The sequence below is a fragment of the Pannonibacter phragmitetus DSM 14782 genome (assembly GCF_000382365.1).
GTDB classification, from domain to species: Bacteria; Pseudomonadota; Alphaproteobacteria; order Rhizobiales; family Stappiaceae; genus Pannonibacter; species Pannonibacter phragmitetus.
Genome location: NZ_KB908226.1, coordinates 106,494 through 123,592, shown reverse-complemented (window position 1 = coordinate 123,592; position 17,099 = coordinate 106,494). Strand labels below are relative to the sequence as shown.

Here is a 17,099-nt window from a genome sequence, read left to right as displayed (position 1 = left end):
GTAATTTCGTTGCCGGAGTGCCACCCGTTTGCGTTTCCTGATGCCCTGCATTGCCGCGAAAATCGCCAAGCTTTCCAGCCTTCCCGGGCTGTCTGGAGAAGGTTGCGCAAGATTGTTGCGCAGAGTTCATTGTTGAGAAAAAATCTTGATAAACAGGGCGCGTATTTTCTTGCGCAGTGCGCTAGTGTGTTTCATCAAGCTCCCTGTGGTTCATGGAATCCGTCCTCGGCGGAAGGGTGACGAAGCCTCGGGGCTGGGGGACGGAAAAGCCATTTTCTATATCGAGGTACGGGATGAAGATTGGATCACCGCGCGAGATCATTGACGGGGAAGCGCGCGTCGCGATGACCCCGGACAGTGCCGCGCAACTGCAGAAGCTCGGCTACAGCTGTGTCATCGAAAGCGGGGCGGGCAAAGCCGCCGGTTTTTCTGACGAGGCCTACCGCAAGGCCGGTGTGGAAGTTGCAGCTTCGGCTGCAGACCTTTTCGCCGCTGCGGACATCATCGCCAAGGTGCGCCCGCCGCTGGACAGCGAAGTGGCGCTGCTCGGCGAAGGCAAAACGCTGATTTCCTTCTTCTATCCGGCGCAGAACAAGGAGCTGCTGGAAAAGGCGAAGGCCACCGGCGCGAATGTAATCGCCATGGACATGGTGCCGCGCATCTCGCGTGCCCAGAAGATGGACGCCCTGTCCTCCATGGCCAACATCGCCGGCTACCGTGCCGTGATCGAGGCCGGCAACAACTTCGGCCGCTTCTTCACCGGCCAGGTGACGGCTGCAGGCAAGATCCCGCCCGCCAAGGTTCTGATCATCGGTGCCGGCGTTGCCGGTCTTGCCGCCATCGGTACCGCCACCTCGCTGGGTGCGGTCACCTACGCCTTCGACGTTCGCCCTGAAGTGGCCGAGCAGATCGAATCCATGGGCGCCGAGTTCGTCTATCTCGACTTTGCCGATCAGGTGCAGGACGGCGCGGCCACCGGTGGCTATGCAGCTCCCTCTTCGCCGGAATTCCGCGAGAAGCAGCTGGAGAAGTTCCGCGAGCTGGCGCCGGACATGGACATCGTCATCACGACGGCGCTCATCCCGGGCCGCGATGCGCCCAAGCTGTGGCTTGCCGACATGGTTGCGGCCATGAAGCCGGGCTCGGTCATCATCGACCTTGCGGCCGAGCGCGGCGGCAACTGCGACCTGACCGTCGCCGACCAGCGCGTCGTCTCCGACAATGGCGTCATCGTCATCGGCTACACGGACTTCCCGAGCCGCATGGCCGCCCAGTCCTCGACGCTTTATGCCACCAATATCCGTCACATGATGACCGACCTGACCCCCGCCAAGGACGGGCTGGTCGTGCACAACATGGAAGATGACGTGATCCGCGGTGCGACCGTCACCTTCAAGGGCGACATCACCTTCCCGCCTCCGCCGCCGAAAGTGCAGGCCATCGCCGCACAGAAGCCGAAGGAAAAGGCCAAGGAACTGACGCCGGAAGAAAAGCGGGCGCAGGAAGTGGCTGCCTTCAAGGCGCAGACGCGCAACCAGGTGGCGCTGCTGGCTGGCAGCGGTGCGCTCATCCTGCTGGCCGGTCTTTTCGCTCCGGCAAGCTTCATGAGCCACTTCATCGTCTTCGTGCTGTCCTGCTTCGTCGGCTTCCAGGTCATCTGGAATGTCTCGCACTCGCTGCACACGCCGCTGATGGCCATCACCAACGCCATCTCCTCGATCATCATTCTGGGCGCCCTGATGCAGGTCGGCTCCGGCAGCTTCCTCGTGATCCTGCTGGGTGCGTTGTCGGTGTTCATGGCCGGTATCAACATCTTCGGCGGGTTCATGGTGACCCGGCGCATGCTTGCCATGTTCCAGAAGTCGTAAGAGGGCGGGAGAGACACGATGGAATATGGTTTCACCACAGCCGCTTACGTTGTTGCGGCAGTACTTTTCATTCTCTCGCTGGGCGGCCTCTCGGGGCAGGAAAGCGCCAAGCGCGCCGTCTGGTACGGCATTGCCGGCATGGGTCTTGCGGTTGCCGCAACGCTCATCGGTCCGGGCTCGGGCCTGTGGCTCCTGTCCGTGCTGCTGATCGCGGCAGGCGGTGCCATCGGCTGGGTGGTCGCACAGCGCGTCCAGATGACCGAGATGCCGCAGCTCGTGGCCGCCATGCACTCGCTGGTCGGCCTTGCTGCGGTCTTCATCGGCTACAACGCCCACATCGAGCTGGTGCGCGTGCTGGCCATGGACGAGGCCGCCCGTGCCTCGCTTGAAGGCTTTGCCGCCGTGCTGGCCCACAAGGACGGTGTCGAGCAGGTCATCCTGCGGGTCGAGGTCTTCCTCGGCGTCTTCATCGGCGCGGTCACCTTCACCGGTTCTGTCATTGCCTTCGGCAAGCTGGCAGGCAAGGTGGACAGCAAGGCAACGAAGCTGCCGGGCGGCCATGCGCTGAACGCCAGTGCTGCGGCCCTCTCGCTGATCCTGCTGTTCATGTATGTGAACGGCGCGGGCATCTGGACGCTGATCCTGATGACGCTGCTGGCCTTCTTCATCGGCTACCACCTGATCATGGGCATCGGCGGCGCCGACATGCCGGTGGTCGTGTCGATGCTGAACAGCTACTCGGGCTGGGCGGCGGCTGCCATCGGCTTCTCGCTGTCGAACGATCTGCTGATCGTCGTCGGAGCGCTGGTGGGCTCTTCGGGCGCCATCCTGTCCTACATCATGTGCAAGGCCATGAACCGCTCCTTCGTGTCGGTCATCCTGGGCGGCTTCGGCGGCACCACGGGCCCGGCCATGGAAATCGCGGGCGAGCAGATCGCCATCGATGCGGAAGGCGTTGCCTCGGCCCTCAACGATGCGGACAGCGTCATCATCGTTCCGGGCTACGGCATGGCCGTGGCGCAGGCGCAGCAGGCCGTGTCGGAACTGACCCGCAAGCTGCGGGCCGCAGGCAAGGAAGTGCGCTTCGCCATCCACCCGGTGGCAGGCCGTCTGCCGGGCCACATGAACGTGCTCCTCGCCGAAGCCAAGGTGCCCTACGACATCGTGCTGGAAATGGACGAGATCAACGATGACTTCCCGAACACCGACGTGGTGATCGTCATTGGCTCCAATGACATCGTCAACCCGGCTGCCCAGGAAGACCCGAACTCGCCCATCGCCGGCATGCCCGTTCTGGAAGTATGGAAGGCCAAGCAGGTCTTCGTCTCCAAGCGCGGCCAGGGCACGGGCTACTCCGGCATCGAGAACCCGCTGTTCTACAAGGAGAACACGCGCATGTTCTACGGCGACGCCAAGAAGTCCGTCAGCGAACTGCTGCCGATGATCAAGTAAGATCCCTCAACCGGATCACCCAGGGCGGAGCGGGCAACCTCTCCGCCCTTTGTTTTTGTTGGGGGAGAGTGGGTGCGATCTGACCAGCCTGCGTCTTACCGCCGCTCCAGTTCAAGGCACCGCGCCGATTGCTGAGGGAGAAGTTTTTAAGATCAAAAAAACGGTGTCATTGATCGGAGGTGAGCTCAGAAGGTAAGTCTTTCGCGAACGCTCCCAAACTGTCGAGCATTTTTTCAACCCAGATTGGCATCTCTTCTATGGTTTCAGTCTTCAAGTAGTAAATCCACGGTTCGTCATCTGATGTCGCGCATGTGAAAAAGCTCTGCCAGCCTTTCTCTTTGATCTCGCGTGTGAATTTTCTCCGGTTACCAATAGACCACTCGAAGCCGCCGTGGAACATGAAATTTCGATAAGTGAACATTGCTCGGAACCAGACCATGAAATCGGCTGGTAGATATTTTTCTAAGCCACAGGCATCTGCTAGCTGAGGAAATCCGTCTATGAAATTTGACACTATCTCATTTTCGCGATTAAAATACTTCTGGCAGTTCCATAGATCTTCCCATTTGCATTCGATTTTGTTGGCTCGCATCCAACGCTTTTGTGCTGGTAGTTCTTTATTTTTTTCTCGATGCATACGGCCGAGTGCGGCTAGGCTTTGGCAGAGGATACTTTCCACCATTGGCGCAATCATTCCTATTGCAGCCATACTCTCCGCTGCGTCTTGATAGACCGTCTCATGGAGTAGAAAGACGTGCTGATCAACGTAATGATCGTGATGAGGGCCGTTGTAGGATCTCAACTCCGACTCATTTTGCTTAATTTCTTCAGAGGCTTCTTTCCGCGCGGCCCGGTTACGCTGTAAAAGAAGGCTGATTGCTCGAAGTTGGGACTCCCATTCGACGTTGTCGATAAGCGAGTAGATGTAATCGCGGTCGCAGAGGTGCTCGTCCCAATCAACTTCAAAGCCTTCAAAGTCGCTGTCGCTGAGTTTGCCCATTGCAGGCTCCATTCGACGTAGATGTTCCTATGCTAATGTAGCTCTGCAAATTCAGAAGGCGCAACAACATGTCTTTTCGTTCATAGGATAGAATTTTAGTCAGTATCAAACTGATGCACTGTTGTTTATGGACGCGAGGAAATATAGTGCCTCTCTCTGCAAGCGAGTCGTCCCCGGGTCTGCGCTTCGCTTCGCCCGGGGCGACCGCTTGAGCGGGTTGGCAGACGGTGCGTCACAGCAAACCCATCCCCCTCACGCCGAAGCCCCCCGCAATAACCGGAAGCCTGTGTCGAGGCGGGTGGGGGTGGGGGTGCCGTGGAAGCGGGAGAGGATCATGGCGGCGGCGTGTTCGCCGATGCCGGTGCGGCCGGATTCGATGGTGGTGAGCGGGCAGGGCAGCTGCTGGCCGATGTCGAGGCCGTTGAAGCCGCAGATGGCAAGGTCTCCCGGCACATCGAGCCCTGCCGCCATGCAGTGGAAGATGCCGCCGACGGCCATGTCGTCGTTGGAATAGCTTATGGCCTGCGGCCGTTCCGGGGCCTCTGCCAGCAGCCGGGCGGTGAGTTCCCGGCCAAGAGCCACGGAGGAGGGGGCGGGGGCGGTGAGTTCCGCGGTGATGGTGGCGCCCGTCTCTCTTGCGGCGGCGAGAAAGCCCTCGCGCCGCTTTCCGGCGCGCCGGTCGGCCTCAAGGTCGTGGCCGATATAGGCGAGGCGTTCATAGCCCCGGCCTGTCAGATAGTAGCCGAGCGCCTTGCCTGCCTGCACCTGCGAGATTCCGGCGGCCATGTCGATGGGCTCGATGTCGCAATCCATGATCTCGACAATGGGCACATCCGCCTGCTCCAGCATCTTGCGGCTGGTGTCCGTCAGGCCCGCCGTGCCGATGACGAGCGCAGCCGGGCGCCAGGCGAGGATAGTGCGGATCATCACCTCCTCGCGCTCCGGCAGATAGTCGGAGACGCCGAGAATCGTATGGTATCCGGCAGCGGTCAGGCGGCTTTCGAGGCCCTGCAGAACCTGCGGAAACACGTTGTTGGTGAGGGAGGGGACGATGACGCCGATCTGGTTGGAGGCAGCTCCCGCCAGCGATCCGGCGATCCTGTTGGGCAGATAGCCGAGCTGCTGGGCCGCTTCCGCCACCTTCTTCTGCGTCTGCGGGGCGACATTGGCGCCATTGCGCAGCGCCCGCGAGGCGGTGATCTCGCTGACACCGGCCAGTTCGGCCACCTGACTGAGCTTCACACGCTTCATGCTGCATCATCCGCGCTGGATTGGCTGATGGGCGGAGAGTGGCAGAAATGATCAGCGCTGTCATTTGCAGAATTTGCGGAAACTGGCGGTTATCCGCTGAAAGCATGGTGTGCATTTGATCGGATTTGATGGATTGACAGCGCTGTCATTCCTGAACTACCGTTTTACCCATGCCGGTCTGGGAGGTCCGGCGCGCAGGCCCGTGATGTCATCCGGGCTTGCCAGATCAGGTCTGCCCGGCCGGAAAGGCGGGGCGCGCCTGTCCGGTGGTCCGGGCAGGCAATCAGGGAGGAAAACCGCCGTGTTTCATTTCAGAAATCTGATGATCGCTGCCAGCGCGCTGGCGCTCACCGCAGGTGCTGCCCAGGCTCAGGAAGTCATCACCGTCGCCCATGCCATTTCCGCCCAGTCGCATTACGGCGCTGGCGCGCGTGCCTTCATCGCCAAGCTGGAAGAACTGTCCGGCGGCAAATACACCGGCAAGGAAGCGCCGGCCGGCACGCTCGGCGGCGAGCGTGACATGATCGAGGGCCTGCAGATCGGCTCCATCGACGTGGTGATCACCTCCAGCGGCCCGCTCGGCAACTTCGTGCCGCAGGTCTATGCCCTCGACCTGCCGTTCCTCTTCCGCGACTACGAGCATGCCCGCAAGACGCTGGACGGCGAAGTCGGGCAGGAGCTGCTGGCCAAGATCGGCGAGAACAATCTCGTTGGCCTCGCCTGGTCGGAAAACGGCTTCCGCCACATCACCAATTCCAAGAATGCCATCGCCGGTCCCGATGACCTGAAGGGCCTGAAGGTGCGCACCATGGAAAACAAGGTGCACATGAAGGCCTTCACCGACATGGGTGCCGCGCCGACGCCGATGGCCTTCCCGGAAGTCTTCGCCGCCCTGCAGCAGGGTGTGGTGGACGGGCAGGAAAACCCGATCCCGGTGATCACCGCCTCCAAGTTCTGGGAGGTGCAGAAGCACATCTCGCTCACCGGCCACGTCTATTCCCCGGCCATCGTGCTGGCCTCGCCCATCCGCATGGATGCCCTGAGCGAGGAAGAGCGCGGCTGGTTCATGGAAGCTGCCAAGGCCTCTGTCGCGGCCACCCGTGCCGAAGTGGACAAGCAGGAGCGGGAGGGCGTGCAACTGATGAAGGACAACGGCATGGAAGTGACCATGACCGTCGACAAGGAAGCCTTCGCCAAGATCGCCGAACCCTCCTACGAGATCTACACCAGCCAATATGGCCCGGAGATGATCGAGCGTATCCGCGCCGTGCAGTAAGGTTTTCCCAGCGGTCCGGGTGTGCCCGGGCCGCTCTCAAGACACCCCGGCGGGCTGCCGGCCGTTATGCGCCGGCAGCCCGTTCCCTTCCGTTCGGGTGAGGCGTCATCATGTCCTTCCTTCTCAAAATCGATGAAATCCTGTCGGAAACGGCCTTGCGGCTGGCGATGGCGTTTCTGGTCATCGCCACGGTCATGGCGCTGTATCAGGTGACGACCCGCTTCGTCTTCGGCACGCCCTCCACCTGGTCGGAAGTTGCCGCCCGTTCCGCGATCATCTGGTGCGTCTTCCTGGGTGCGGCCGGGGCCATCCGCAGCGGCTCGATGATTTCGATGGAGATTGTCCAGCGGTCGCTGCCGCGCCGCCTTGGCCTTGCGCTCTATCAACTGGCGATGCTGCTCTCCTTCGTCTTCTTCGTCATCCTGTTCTGGCAGGGCTGGAACATGACCGGGCGCGTGATGCGCCAGACGCTCGCGGCCCTCGAGATTTCCATCGCCTGGGTCTATGCGGCCCTGCCGGTCGGGGCCGTGTTTGCGTGCATTGCCATCCTCGGCGCCATGCTGCGCGCCGCACGCGATGGCCTGCCAGGTGAAGCGCCTGTGGAAGGAGCGCAGGGATGAACGCCGTCATTGCCGTCTCGCTGCTGATCTTCTTTTTCATGGGCGTGCCGATTGCCATTGCCATCGGCCTTGCCTCCATCGCCGGCATTCAGTTCGGCAGCAATCTGCCGCTGCTGCTGGTGGCGCAGCGCATGTTCGTCGGGCTGGACAGCTTCCCGCTGATGGCCATCCCGCTCTTCATCCTCGCGGGCAATCTCATGTCCGCAGGCGGCATTTCGCGGCGGCTGGTGGAATTGGCCAAGGCGCTGGTCGGCGGCATTCAGGGTGGCCTCGCCTGCTCCTGCGTGCTCACCTGCATGATGTTCGCCTCCGTCTCCGGCTCTTCCGTTGCCACCACCTTTGCCATCGGGTCGATCCTCATCCCGGCGATGGTGAAGCATGGCTATGGCAAGCCGCTGGCCGCCTCCATTCAGGCCAGCTCTGCCGAACTCGGCGTTCTGATCCCGCCGTCGATCCCGCTCATCCTCTATGGCGTGTCCACGGAAACCTCGGTGGGTCAGCTCTTCATCGCCGGTTTCGGCCCCGGCCTGCTGGTGGCTGCCGCGCTGATGGTGACGGTGCTGGTCATCTGCCGCCTGCGCGGCATCGGCACCCATGATGGTGACGACCGGCAGGAGCTGTGGCCCGCCTTTGTCAATGCGGTGCCGGCGCTGCTGGTGCCCTTCGTCATCATCGGCGGCATCTATGCGGGCGTGTTCACGCCGACGGAAGCCTCCGTTGCCGCCGTGGCCTGTGCACTTGTCGTCGGCATGATCTTTTACCGGGAACTGCCGCTGAAGGTGCTGCCGGGCATTCTGCGCCAGACGGTGATCTCCACCACCACCATCATGCTGATCATCTCGGCAGCGGCGCTATTCTCCTTCCTCATCGCCCGCTCGGGTCTGCCGGGCGAAGTGGCGGACTGGATCAAGACCGTGTTCTCCGAGCCCTGGTCCTTCCTGCTGGCGGTCAACGTGCTGCTGCTGATTGTCGGCATGTTCATCGAGACGTCCGCCGCCATTCTGGTGCTGGCGCCGATCCTGACGCCGGTGGCGGTCAGCTTCGGCATCAATCCGGTGCATTTCGGCCTGGTGGTCGTCGTCAATCTGGCGCTCGGCATGATCACGCCGCCGCTCGGGGTCAATCTTTTTGCGGCCTGCGCTGTGGCGAAGATCCCGCTGGAAAAGATCATTCCGCAGCTCATCTGGTTCGTGCTGGTGGTGTTCTGCTGCCTGATGCTGATCACCTACATTCCGGCGATCACGCTGTGGCCGGTCGAAATCTTCATGGGGTCCTGATCATGGTTCTGAATGTTGCGGTCGTGGGGCTTGGCTCGATGGGCTACGGCATGGCGCAGTCGCTGCTGCGGGCCGGTCACAAGGTACATGGTGCGGATGTAAATGCCGCTGCCGTCTCCCGTTTGATGGCGGAAGGCGGGCAGGCGGCGAGCGCCGCTGACACGGCTCCGCTGGCCGATGTGCTGGTCGTCGTGGTGCTGAATGCGGCGCAGACGGAAACGGTGCTCTTTGGTGCCGATGGCTGGGCGGCCCGCATGCGCAAGGGCGCCAGCATCATCTCCTGCGCCACCGTGGCCCCGTCCTTTGCCAAGGATATGGCAGCGCGCTGTGCGGGCCTCGGGCTGCATTATCTCGATGCGCCGATTTCGGGCGGTGCGGCCAAGGCGGCGGCGGGCAAGCTGTCGATCATGGCCTCGGGCTCGCAGGAAGCTTTCGCGGGCGCAAGGCCTGCGCTTGATGCCATGGCCGAAACCGTCTTCGAGCTCGGCAGCGAGCCGGGGGCAGGCTCGGCCATGAAGGCGGTGAACCAGCTTCTTGCCGGGGTGCATATTGCTGCCATGGGCGAGGCGCTCACCTTTGGCATGACGCAGGGGCTGGAGCCCGGCCGGATCGTCGAGGTCATCTCCAAATGCGCCGGCACCTCCTGGATGTTCGAAAACCGTGCCCCGCATGTGGTCGATGGCGATTATACGCCCCGCTCGGCCATCAACATCTGGCCGAAGGATCTGGGCATCGTGCTGGGCATTGCCGCAGAAGCGCGTTTCGGCGCGCCGTTGACGGCAGCAGCCCTGCAACAGTTCATGGCCGCTGCTGGCTCCGGCCTTGGCGGTGAGGATGATGCAGCGGTGGCAAAGGTCTATGCCCGCAATGCTGGGCTCACCCTGCCGGGAGGTGCATGATGCTGCTGGGCTGTATTGGCGACGATTTCACCGGCTCCAGCGATCTGGCCAACACGCTGGCCAAGCAAGGCATGCGCACGGTGCAATATACCGGCGTGCCGGATGCGCCCGCCGCGCCGGATGTGGAAGCCGGTGTTGTGGCGCTCAAGTCCCGCTCCATCCCTGCCGCCGAGGCCGTGGCTCTGTCGCTGAAGGCGCTGGACTGGCTGAAGGCGCAGGGCTGCCGCCAGTTCCTGTTCAAATATTGCTCCACCTTCGACAGCACGGATGAGGGCAACATCGGCCCGGTGGCCGAGGCGCTGGCAGCGGCGCTGGGGGAGGATGCAGTGATCTTCTGCCCGGTGTTCCCGGCCACGGGCCGCACGCTGGTGCATGGGCATCTCTTCGTTGGTGACCGCCTGCTCAGCGAAAGCGGCATGCAGCACCATCCGCTCACCCCCATGACCGATCCGGACATCCGCCGCGTGCTCGCCCGTCAGGTGAAGGGCTGCGTTGGTCACGTGTCCTACGCAGAGGTGGCCAAAGGTGCGGCTGCTGTCGAGGCTGCGCTTCAGCGCGAGAGCGGGGCAGGGCGCGGGCTGATCGTGGCCGATGCGCTGTCTGATGCGGATCTGATGACCATCGGCGAGGCCGCAGCCAGCCGCAAGCTGGTCACCGGCGGCTCCGGCATTGCCATGGGGCTCCCGGCCAACTTCCGCAAGGCGGGCCTTATCAGCGGGGCTTCTTCCGGCTGGCAGGGGCAGGGCGAAGGCAGGGCGGCAGCCGTCTGCGGTTCCTGCTCTGTGATGACGCAGAAGCAGGTTGCTGCCCACAGGCAGACGAGCCCGGCCTTCGAGATTGATGCAGACAAGGTGATCGCCGGGGAACTGACCGCGCAGGCGGTGGCGGACTGGTGCCTTGCGCAGGAGGGGCTGCCGCTTGCCTATTCCTCTGCTGATCCTGCCCGTGTGCGCGCCGTGCAGGAGCGGCACGGCAAGGAAAAGGCAGCCGCCGCGCTCGAAGGCTTCTTCGCAGAACTGGCGCGCTGCCTCGTGGCGGGGGGTGTTACCCGGCTGATCAGCGCAGGCGGGGAAACCTCCGGCGCCGTGGTGGAGGGGCTGAAGCTCGGCACGCTGGAGATCGGGCCGGAAATTGATCCGGGTGTTCCTGCCATGCGGGCGGGCCCTGGGCTTGTCATTGCGCTTAAATCCGGCAACTTCGGTGCGGAAGACTTTTTCGCCAAGGCCGCAAGGCGGCTGGAGGGGCAGGCATGAGCAGCGAGGCGCGCCTGAGGGAACAGATCTGCGCGATGGCCCGCTCCATTTTCGAGCGCGGCCTCACCGGCGGTTCTTCGGGCAACATATCGGTGCGCACGGAAGATGGCGGCCTGCTGGTGACACCCACCGGCAGCTCCATGGGCAGTCTTGATCCCGCCCGCCTCAGCCGGTTTGACGCCAGCGGGCGCCTCATCGGCGGGGATGAGCCCACCAAGGAAATGCCGCTGCATGCCGCCTTTTACGAAACCCGCAGCACGGCGGGGGCGGTGGTGCATCTCCATTCCTGCCATTCGGTGGCCCTGTCGCTGCTGCCGGACACGGACCCGGACAACATGCTGCCGCCGCTGACGGCCTATGGCGTGATGAAGCTGGGCAAGGTGGTGATGCTGCCGTATTTCATGCCCGGTGACCCGGCCATGGGCGATGCCATCCGTGGCCTTGCAGGCAAGCGCTCCGCCGTGATGCTGGCCCATCATGGCCCCGTTGTGGCGGGCAAGGATCTGGAATCCGCCGTCTATGCCATCGAGGAGCTGGAAGAGACGGCAAAGCTTGCGCTGCTGACGCGCGGGCTCAATCCGAAGCTGCTCACGGACGCGCAGATCCGCGGTCTGGTGACGAAATTCAATGTGGAGTGGGACTGATGCCGCGTTATTCCGCCAATCTCGGCTTCCTGTGGTCCGCCCTGCCGCTGCCGCAGGCGATCCGCGCCGCAAAGGCCGCCGGTTTTGATGCGGTGGAGTGCCACTGGCCCTATGATACGCCCGCTGACGAGGTGAAGGCCGCGCTTCACGAGACCGGCCTGACGATGCTGGGCCTCAACACCCGCCGGGGCGATGTGGCCGCCGGTGACAGCGGCCTTGCCGCCATCCCGGGCCGTGAGGCAGAGGCCCGTGCTGTCATCAGCGAGGCCATCACCTATGCTGCCGCCATCGGCTGCGGCGCCGTGCATGTGATGGCGGGCAAGGCCCCGGTGACGGATGCCTCCGAAGCCACCTTCCGCGCCAACCTCGCCTATGCCGCAGAACTCGCCGCACCGCACGGGCTCACCATCCTTATCGAGCCGCTGAACCGCCACGATGCGCCCGGCTACTTCCTCAGCAGTGCCGATCAGGCATTGGCCATCATCTCTTCCGTGGGCGCGCCGAACCTCAAGCTGATGTTCGACTGCTATCACATCCAGATCCAGCAGGGCGATGTGCTGCGCCGGCTTGAAGCAGCGCTCCCCCATGTGGGTCACATCCAGATTGCCGCCGTGCCCGACCGGGGCGAGCCTGACCGGGGCGAACTCGACTACCGCTGGCTCCTCCCCCGCATCGATGCCCTCGGCTGGTCCACCCCCATCGGCGCCGAATACCGCCCGCGCGGCGGTTCCGTGGAAGAGGGGCTTGGCTGGCGGGAGGGGTGAACCCTCCCTCACCGCCTGCTGTAGGCGTCGAAGGTGAAGGGGCCGGACTGGGTGTTGTCGATCATCTCCAGCACGTGGCGGGGAATCTGCGGGTCCTCGGGAAGAAACAGGCCGCAGGTGCGCAGGGCGCCGGTGATGTTCAGGCGGGCCGGGGTGCGCTCCAGATAGACCCGCACGCAGCACGGCATGTGGATCTGGTCGGCGGAGACGCCGAGCTTCACCCCGTGCAGGCGCGTCCAGCGCAGGGAGTAATCCGGGTAGAGGATGGTCTGGGTCAGCTCGATGCCGGCGCTGTATTCATAGTCGGACATGAACACCCGGTCGCCGGTCAGAAGTGCAGCGCCCTGATAGCGGTAATGCCGCAGGCACGGCCGGTCATGCTGGCCCATGCGCTCCAGCCGCCGGTAGAACATGTGCCCGTCTTCCATCGTGAAAACGATGAGGCCGCGGATGATCTTGCCCTTCTGCGACATTGAGTAGTAATACTCGTAGAACATGCCGGTGAGGTTCTGCACACGGGCGTCGCTCAGCGTCATCACCTGGTCGAAATGCTGGCGCAGGCGCCGCGTCACCGTGTCATTGCCAAGGCCGCGAATGCGGACGATCTCCGCAAATTCCTTGTGCGGCAGCATCATCTCGTAGGGTTCGACGCCGAAGTAATCGCAGATCTTGCGCATGAGCGCCGTGCGCGGCGTCGAGGTGCCTGCCAGATAGCGGTTCAGCTGGCTGCGGTTGATGCCGAGATCCCGCCCCACATGGGAAATCGAGGGGCGGTAGGAGCAAAGCAGGCGAAGATTCCCGGCGATTTCGTCCATTTTGCGCTCTTTGATGCTAAAAATGCACAAGAGTGCATCATTTAGTGGATGAATGCCGAATTGTCAAGGAAACTGCGGGGTTGCACCATCTGGGAAAAGGGGGAACACCATGAACCAGAGATCTTACACCCTTGGCATCATCACCGGATCAGGCCCCGAAGCGGGTCTGGACATGTGGGCCAAGATCCTGCGCCACACCCAGGACATGATGGGCTGCAGTTTCCGCGGCGATCTTGATGCGCCGCGTCTTGTGGCGGTATCCGAGCCGGAACTCGGCCTGTCGATGGACCTGCGTGAAAACGAGGATGCCGTCTGGGCCGCGATGGAGCGTGCCGTGCGGCAGATCGCGCCGCAGGTGGATGCCTTCGCCATTGCCTGCAACACGCTGAACTGGTTTGCGCCGAAGATCGAGGTGCTGCTGGCCAAGATGGGCGTCAGTGCGCGGCTGGTGTCGTTCCAGTCCGTGGTGGCTTCCGAAATCCGCCGTTCCGGCTCCGGCCGCGTCGGCCTTCTGGGTGCAGCGCCTGTTGTCGCACTGGACGAATATTCCGCCTATGCGACGCTGACGCCGGTTTTCGATCTGGAGACTCCGGTCGAGCCGCAGGCATTGCAAGGCCTCATTCACGACGTGAAGCGCCTTGGCAGCATGGATGCCTCGCTTGCGCCCCGGCTGGAAGAGATCATCCTGTCCATGGAGGCGCAGACGGTGCTGCTCGCCTGCACCGAGCTGCCGCTGATCGCCCGTCCCGTTCAGGGCAAGACGCTGATTGACGTGACGGATGCCGTGGCCGCCGCTCTGGCCGGCCTTGCGCTTGAGCACCACCGGGCAGCAGCGTGATGGAACTTCTGCTGATACATACGGGTGGCACCATCGGCATGGGTGACACGGAGCACGGTCTTGCACCCATGGCTGGGATCGTGGAAGAGGCGCTGGAAGCCCGGCTGCCGGAAGGCGCGGTGCTGCTTGCCCATGTCTTCAATCCGCTGCTGGACAGTTCCAACGTCGGGCCGTCTCACTGGAACGGGATGCTGGATGCCATCGAGGCCCATCCCGGCGCGCGGGTGATCATCACCCATGGCACCGATACGATGGCCTTCACGGGTGCGGCCCTTTCGCAGGCGCTGGCGGGGCTTGGCCGGCATGTGGTGCTGTGCGGCTCCATGGTGCCGCTGCACCATCACGGCGATGCGGAGGGCAATCTCGATCTTGCCATCCGCGCTGCCTTCCAGCCGGGCGAAGGCGTGTGGCTGGCCTTTGACGGCAAGCTGATGCCTGCCGAAGGGCTGGTGAAGCACGAGAGCCAGGATGCCGATGCCTTCCGCGCCACGCCGCAGCTGAAGCCGGGCTTGCCTGCCCGCCGCCGCTTTGATGACCGGCGTATCGCTGTCCTTTCCCTGTCTCCGGGCATGCCTGCGGCCATGCTGCGGGCTGCGCTTGCCGAGCTTGATGGCGCGGTGCTGCGCGTCTTCGGCTCCGGCACGGCCATGTCCTGCGAGGACGTGCTTGGCGCCCTGCGTGACGCAGTGGCTGCGGGCAAGCGTATCCGCGCCGTCAGCCAGTGCGAGCAGGGCGGCCTTATCCCCGGCAGCTATGCCGCGGGAGCCGGACTGTGGTCCTGCGGCGTCGAAAACGGCGGCCTCGAAACGCCGGAAGCCGCGCTGGTGCGGCTGTGGTTGAATTGAGTGGAAATATACCCCGCAGCCCCTGAAGCCGGAGGCGGAATGCAGATCTGGCAGGATTATCGCTTGATTTAGGCTCCGTCACATACAATCCTGAACTGGAGATATTGTGCGGGGGAGATATGAAGTTGCGTTCTGTTTCTGGTCTGGGTGTTCTTGTATTGGCTCTTTTCATCAGCGGTCAGGCTGGGGCTCAATCGCTCAAGCCCTCGGATATCAAGAGTAAGATCGACGCCAAGGTAGCAACGGTGTCTGAATATCAGGCGCTGTTGAACGATTCAGATCCAAACCGCTCCATGGCCGCGATGGAGGTCATGCTTGAATCCGGGGATCCGAAGCTAGTCCGTATGGCGCTGGACTATGGGATCTACAGCCCCAATCCCGTGGTGCAGCGGCTGGCACTGGAGGGCTTTCTGAGCAGTGCGCCCAACATGAGCATCTATACAAATGTCGAGGGCGGGGCGAAGGATGCTCGCTATAAAAGATCAATTCACGACTATCTGTATGGATCTGTTGATGCAGCTGGTCAAGGTTACTTTGTGGCGCCAATCGGCGCATTCAATCCGGAAACAAGATGCTACCCGAGTAAACTTCGCAATACGGCCTGTTTTTTAACTATATCAGATCTTGGAGTTTCAATCGAGGTTCTTGACCGCAAGGCCGCGCTGAGAATGAACGACAAGGGGGAGTTGGTCGGAGAAGTCAAACTTCCCGATGTTGAGAAACCTGTGACGCTCCGTGTCCCCATCAGCAACTGAGGTAAGCCATGCGTCTTCTCATCGCCGTTGCAGCTTGCCTTTGGCCGGCGCTTTGCCCGGCACAATCACTGTCCGTCGAGGATCTGCAGAAGCAGATTGACCAGGAAATGGCGAAAGGCAGCGAGTATATCGCGCTGCTCGATCATTCTGATCCAAAACGGGCGCTGACTGCGCTGAAGGTCATGCTGGCTTCCGGAGATCCGGAACTGATCAAGCTTGCTGCTGACCATGGCCTGTATAGCTCAAATCCGGCTGTGCGGGCTGAGGCGCTCAAGGGCTTTCTGGCGACCAATCCCCGTATCGACATGTTCTTTTCCGAAAAGGGTTCGAAAGGGGACTTCAGCGAGGCGATGGAGCAAAGGTTCAAGGTCCAGCCCAATGGGTCCGGCGTTGCCGCCGTCAGCGTGACTGTTGGTGAGTACGATCCGTCCGGGGACTGCTACATCGATAAGGGCAATGGCGGCAGATGCTGGCTTATGGTTCGTCCTGAAGTCATTCAGGTCAAGTTTAACAACAACTGGAACCAGGTCACATTCAACGACGATGCGGCTCTGGTTGGAAATGTCGATCTGGGGTGGGCTGAGCAGGTTCCTGTTCGTATCCAGCTGAGATAGCTTTGCTATTCGAACCGTATGGTGTCGAGGCCCACTGTCGTGCTGTCCCATGCGGACCTGATGGTGATGAAGACCCAGCGCGTCTTCTGATTAAGCGTGATGTCGAGAACACCGTCGGGGCCCATTTCCGCTGCTGCGCCGACGCGGGTCCTCATTCCATCTTCGGTGTTGGAGAGTTCGATCACGACATTGCGGGGAACGCTCACCTCTGGTTCTGGTGTTGCGCGCATTTCAATCTTTGACAAGGTAACTGCCGCGTTCCCTTTCGCCTTGAAGGCGATGCGGTTCGGAGCGGAAAGCTCAAACACATAATTTCCGGATCCGCTCAGGTTGTATTCCGAATATTTGGGGTCGATGGGAGGCAGAGACGCGCTTGCAAGCTCAAATGGGCTCTCCTTGCCTGGCTGAGAGCTTTGATTTGCCGGGCGTGTTTCAGTTGCCGCAAATCCGGAGCGGCGCTTCACCCACCGGTTGACGTTCAGAAAAATCTCTTCGATCCGGATAAAGCGTCCTGACGTAGGCGAGAGAGCTTCAATAATCATGCCGGCTGGCGTCTCTCCGGAGAACAGGAAGGCGCCACTGGTGCCTTTGAAGACCTCACTGGTGCCATTGACGATCCCGGCGTCGAACTCACGGTATCGGCTATTCGTTATGACCATGCCGATGCGCTCCAGTTCTCCCGACTGGCGCAGGCGCTGCAATTGAAGTTGGCTGCCTTTTTCCGGCTGTGCGGATGCATCGAGATCAGTCAGCCGCAGGCTGCAGCGTTTCTCGAGGTCTCCCCGGACAATGCCAATGGCGAGATCCATATCCTCCCAGAAAGGCGTTTCGATCAGAGCGCTTGCGTGTACAGCCGGAACTGCAGAGAACAGCGTCACATTCCGCCTTCCCGCTGAGACATGCCGGGGCAGAATGACGTAGCAGGTCG

Annotated in this window: 17 protein-coding genes; 13 read left to right on the top strand and 4 right to left on the bottom strand. The window is 62.2% G+C overall.

What is annotated here, in order from left to right; genetic code table 11:
- Positions 1-293 precede the first annotated feature (293 nt).
- Positions 294-1,868, top strand: coding sequence for a Re/Si-specific NAD(P)(+) transhydrogenase subunit alpha (locus tag H163_RS0116040; protein ID WP_019965625.1), 1,575 nt, complete (start codon positions 294-296; stop codon positions 1,866-1,868).
- A gap of 18 nt (positions 1,869-1,886) precedes the next feature.
- Positions 1,887-3,320, top strand: coding sequence for an NAD(P)(+) transhydrogenase (Re/Si-specific) subunit beta (locus H163_RS0116035; protein ID WP_019965624.1), 1,434 nt, complete (start codon positions 1,887-1,889; stop codon positions 3,318-3,320).
- A gap of 166 nt (positions 3,321-3,486) precedes the next feature.
- Here H163_RS0116035 and H163_RS0116030 read toward each other — a convergent pair whose 3' ends face one another.
- The gene (locus H163_RS0116030) at positions 3,487-4,320 is read right to left on the bottom strand and encodes a hypothetical protein (protein ID WP_147290451.1); all 834 of its coding nucleotides are present in this window, start codon (positions 4,318-4,320) and stop codon (positions 3,487-3,489) included.
- Positions 4,321-4,572: 252 nt separating this feature from the next.
- A complete protein-coding gene (locus tag H163_RS0116025) occupies positions 4,573-5,571 on the bottom strand; it encodes a LacI family DNA-binding transcriptional regulator (RefSeq protein ID WP_019965622.1) in 999 nt (332 codons plus the stop codon).
- A gap of 301 nt (positions 5,572-5,872) precedes the next feature.
- On the opposite strand from H163_RS0116025, the gene H163_RS0116020 reads away from it, so the two are divergent.
- From H163_RS0116020 to H163_RS0115990, 7 genes are all read left to right on the top strand, one after another.
- Positions 5,873-6,847, top strand: coding sequence for a TRAP transporter substrate-binding protein (locus tag H163_RS0116020; protein ID WP_026355932.1), 975 nt, complete (start codon positions 5,873-5,875; stop codon positions 6,845-6,847).
- A gap of 110 nt (positions 6,848-6,957) precedes the next feature.
- The gene (locus H163_RS0116015) at positions 6,958-7,467 is read left to right on the top strand and encodes a TRAP transporter small permease (protein ID WP_019965620.1); all 510 of its coding nucleotides are present in this window, start codon (positions 6,958-6,960) and stop codon (positions 7,465-7,467) included.
- Positions 7,464-8,744: a TRAP transporter large permease gene (locus H163_RS0116010; protein ID WP_019965619.1), complete on the top strand. Its 1,281-nt coding sequence runs from the start codon at positions 7,464-7,466 to the stop codon at positions 8,742-8,744. The genes H163_RS0116015 and H163_RS0116010 overlap by 4 nt, the downstream gene beginning before the upstream one ends.
- Before the next feature lie 2 nt (positions 8,745-8,746).
- Positions 8,747-9,643 (top strand): L-threonate dehydrogenase, encoded by an 897-nt coding sequence (gene ltnD / locus H163_RS0116005; protein WP_019965618.1) that lies wholly within the window; start codon positions 8,747-8,749, stop codon positions 9,641-9,643.
- Positions 9,643-10,896 (top strand): 3-oxo-tetronate kinase, encoded by a 1,254-nt coding sequence (gene otnK, locus H163_RS0116000; protein ID WP_026355931.1) that lies wholly within the window; start codon positions 9,643-9,645, stop codon positions 10,894-10,896. Before ltnD ends, otnK begins: the two co-directional genes overlap by 1 nt.
- Positions 10,893-11,540, top strand: a complete 648-nt coding sequence (gene otnC, locus H163_RS0115995; protein WP_019965616.1) for a 3-oxo-tetronate 4-phosphate decarboxylase — start codon at positions 10,893-10,895, stop codon at positions 11,538-11,540. The genes otnK and otnC overlap by 4 nt, the downstream gene beginning before the upstream one ends.
- Positions 11,540-12,304, top strand: a complete 765-nt coding sequence (locus H163_RS0115990) for a hydroxypyruvate isomerase family protein (protein WP_019965615.1) — start codon at positions 11,540-11,542, stop codon at positions 12,302-12,304. Before otnC ends, H163_RS0115990 begins: the two co-directional genes overlap by 1 nt.
- 8 nt (positions 12,305-12,312) lie before the next feature.
- On the opposite strand, the gene H163_RS0115985 is transcribed toward H163_RS0115990, so the two are convergent.
- The gene (locus H163_RS0115985) at positions 12,313-13,119 is read right to left on the bottom strand and encodes a helix-turn-helix domain-containing protein (protein WP_019965614.1); all 807 of its coding nucleotides are present in this window, start codon (positions 13,117-13,119) and stop codon (positions 12,313-12,315) included.
- Between the two features lie 109 nt (positions 13,120-13,228).
- Between H163_RS0115985 and H163_RS0115980 the strand changes: the two genes are divergently transcribed.
- From H163_RS0115980 to H163_RS0115965, 4 genes are all read left to right on the top strand, one after another.
- A complete protein-coding gene (locus H163_RS0115980) occupies positions 13,229-13,957 on the top strand; it encodes an aspartate/glutamate racemase family protein (RefSeq protein WP_019965613.1) in 729 nt (242 codons plus the stop codon).
- Positions 13,957-14,802: an asparaginase domain-containing protein gene (locus H163_RS0115975; protein WP_019965612.1), complete on the top strand. Its 846-nt coding sequence runs from the start codon at positions 13,957-13,959 to the stop codon at positions 14,800-14,802. Before H163_RS0115980 ends, H163_RS0115975 begins: the two co-directional genes overlap by 1 nt.
- Before the next feature lie 119 nt (positions 14,803-14,921).
- Positions 14,922-15,557 carry a hypothetical protein gene (locus tag H163_RS23755; RefSeq protein WP_019965611.1) on the top strand — a complete coding sequence of 212 codons (636 nt, stop codon included), beginning with the start codon at positions 14,922-14,924 and terminating at the stop codon, positions 15,555-15,557.
- Positions 15,558-15,565: 8 nt separating this feature from the next.
- Positions 15,566-16,171, top strand: a complete 606-nt coding sequence (locus H163_RS0115965) for a hypothetical protein (RefSeq protein WP_019965610.1) — start codon at positions 15,566-15,568, stop codon at positions 16,169-16,171.
- A 5-nt stretch (positions 16,172-16,176) separates the two neighbouring features.
- Here the strand turns inward: H163_RS0115965 and H163_RS0115960 are convergent, their stop codons facing one another.
- Complete coding sequence (locus H163_RS0115960) at positions 16,177-17,049, bottom strand: hypothetical protein (protein WP_019965609.1); 873 nt, start codon at positions 17,047-17,049, stop codon at positions 16,177-16,179.
- Positions 17,050-17,099 lie beyond the last annotated feature (50 nt).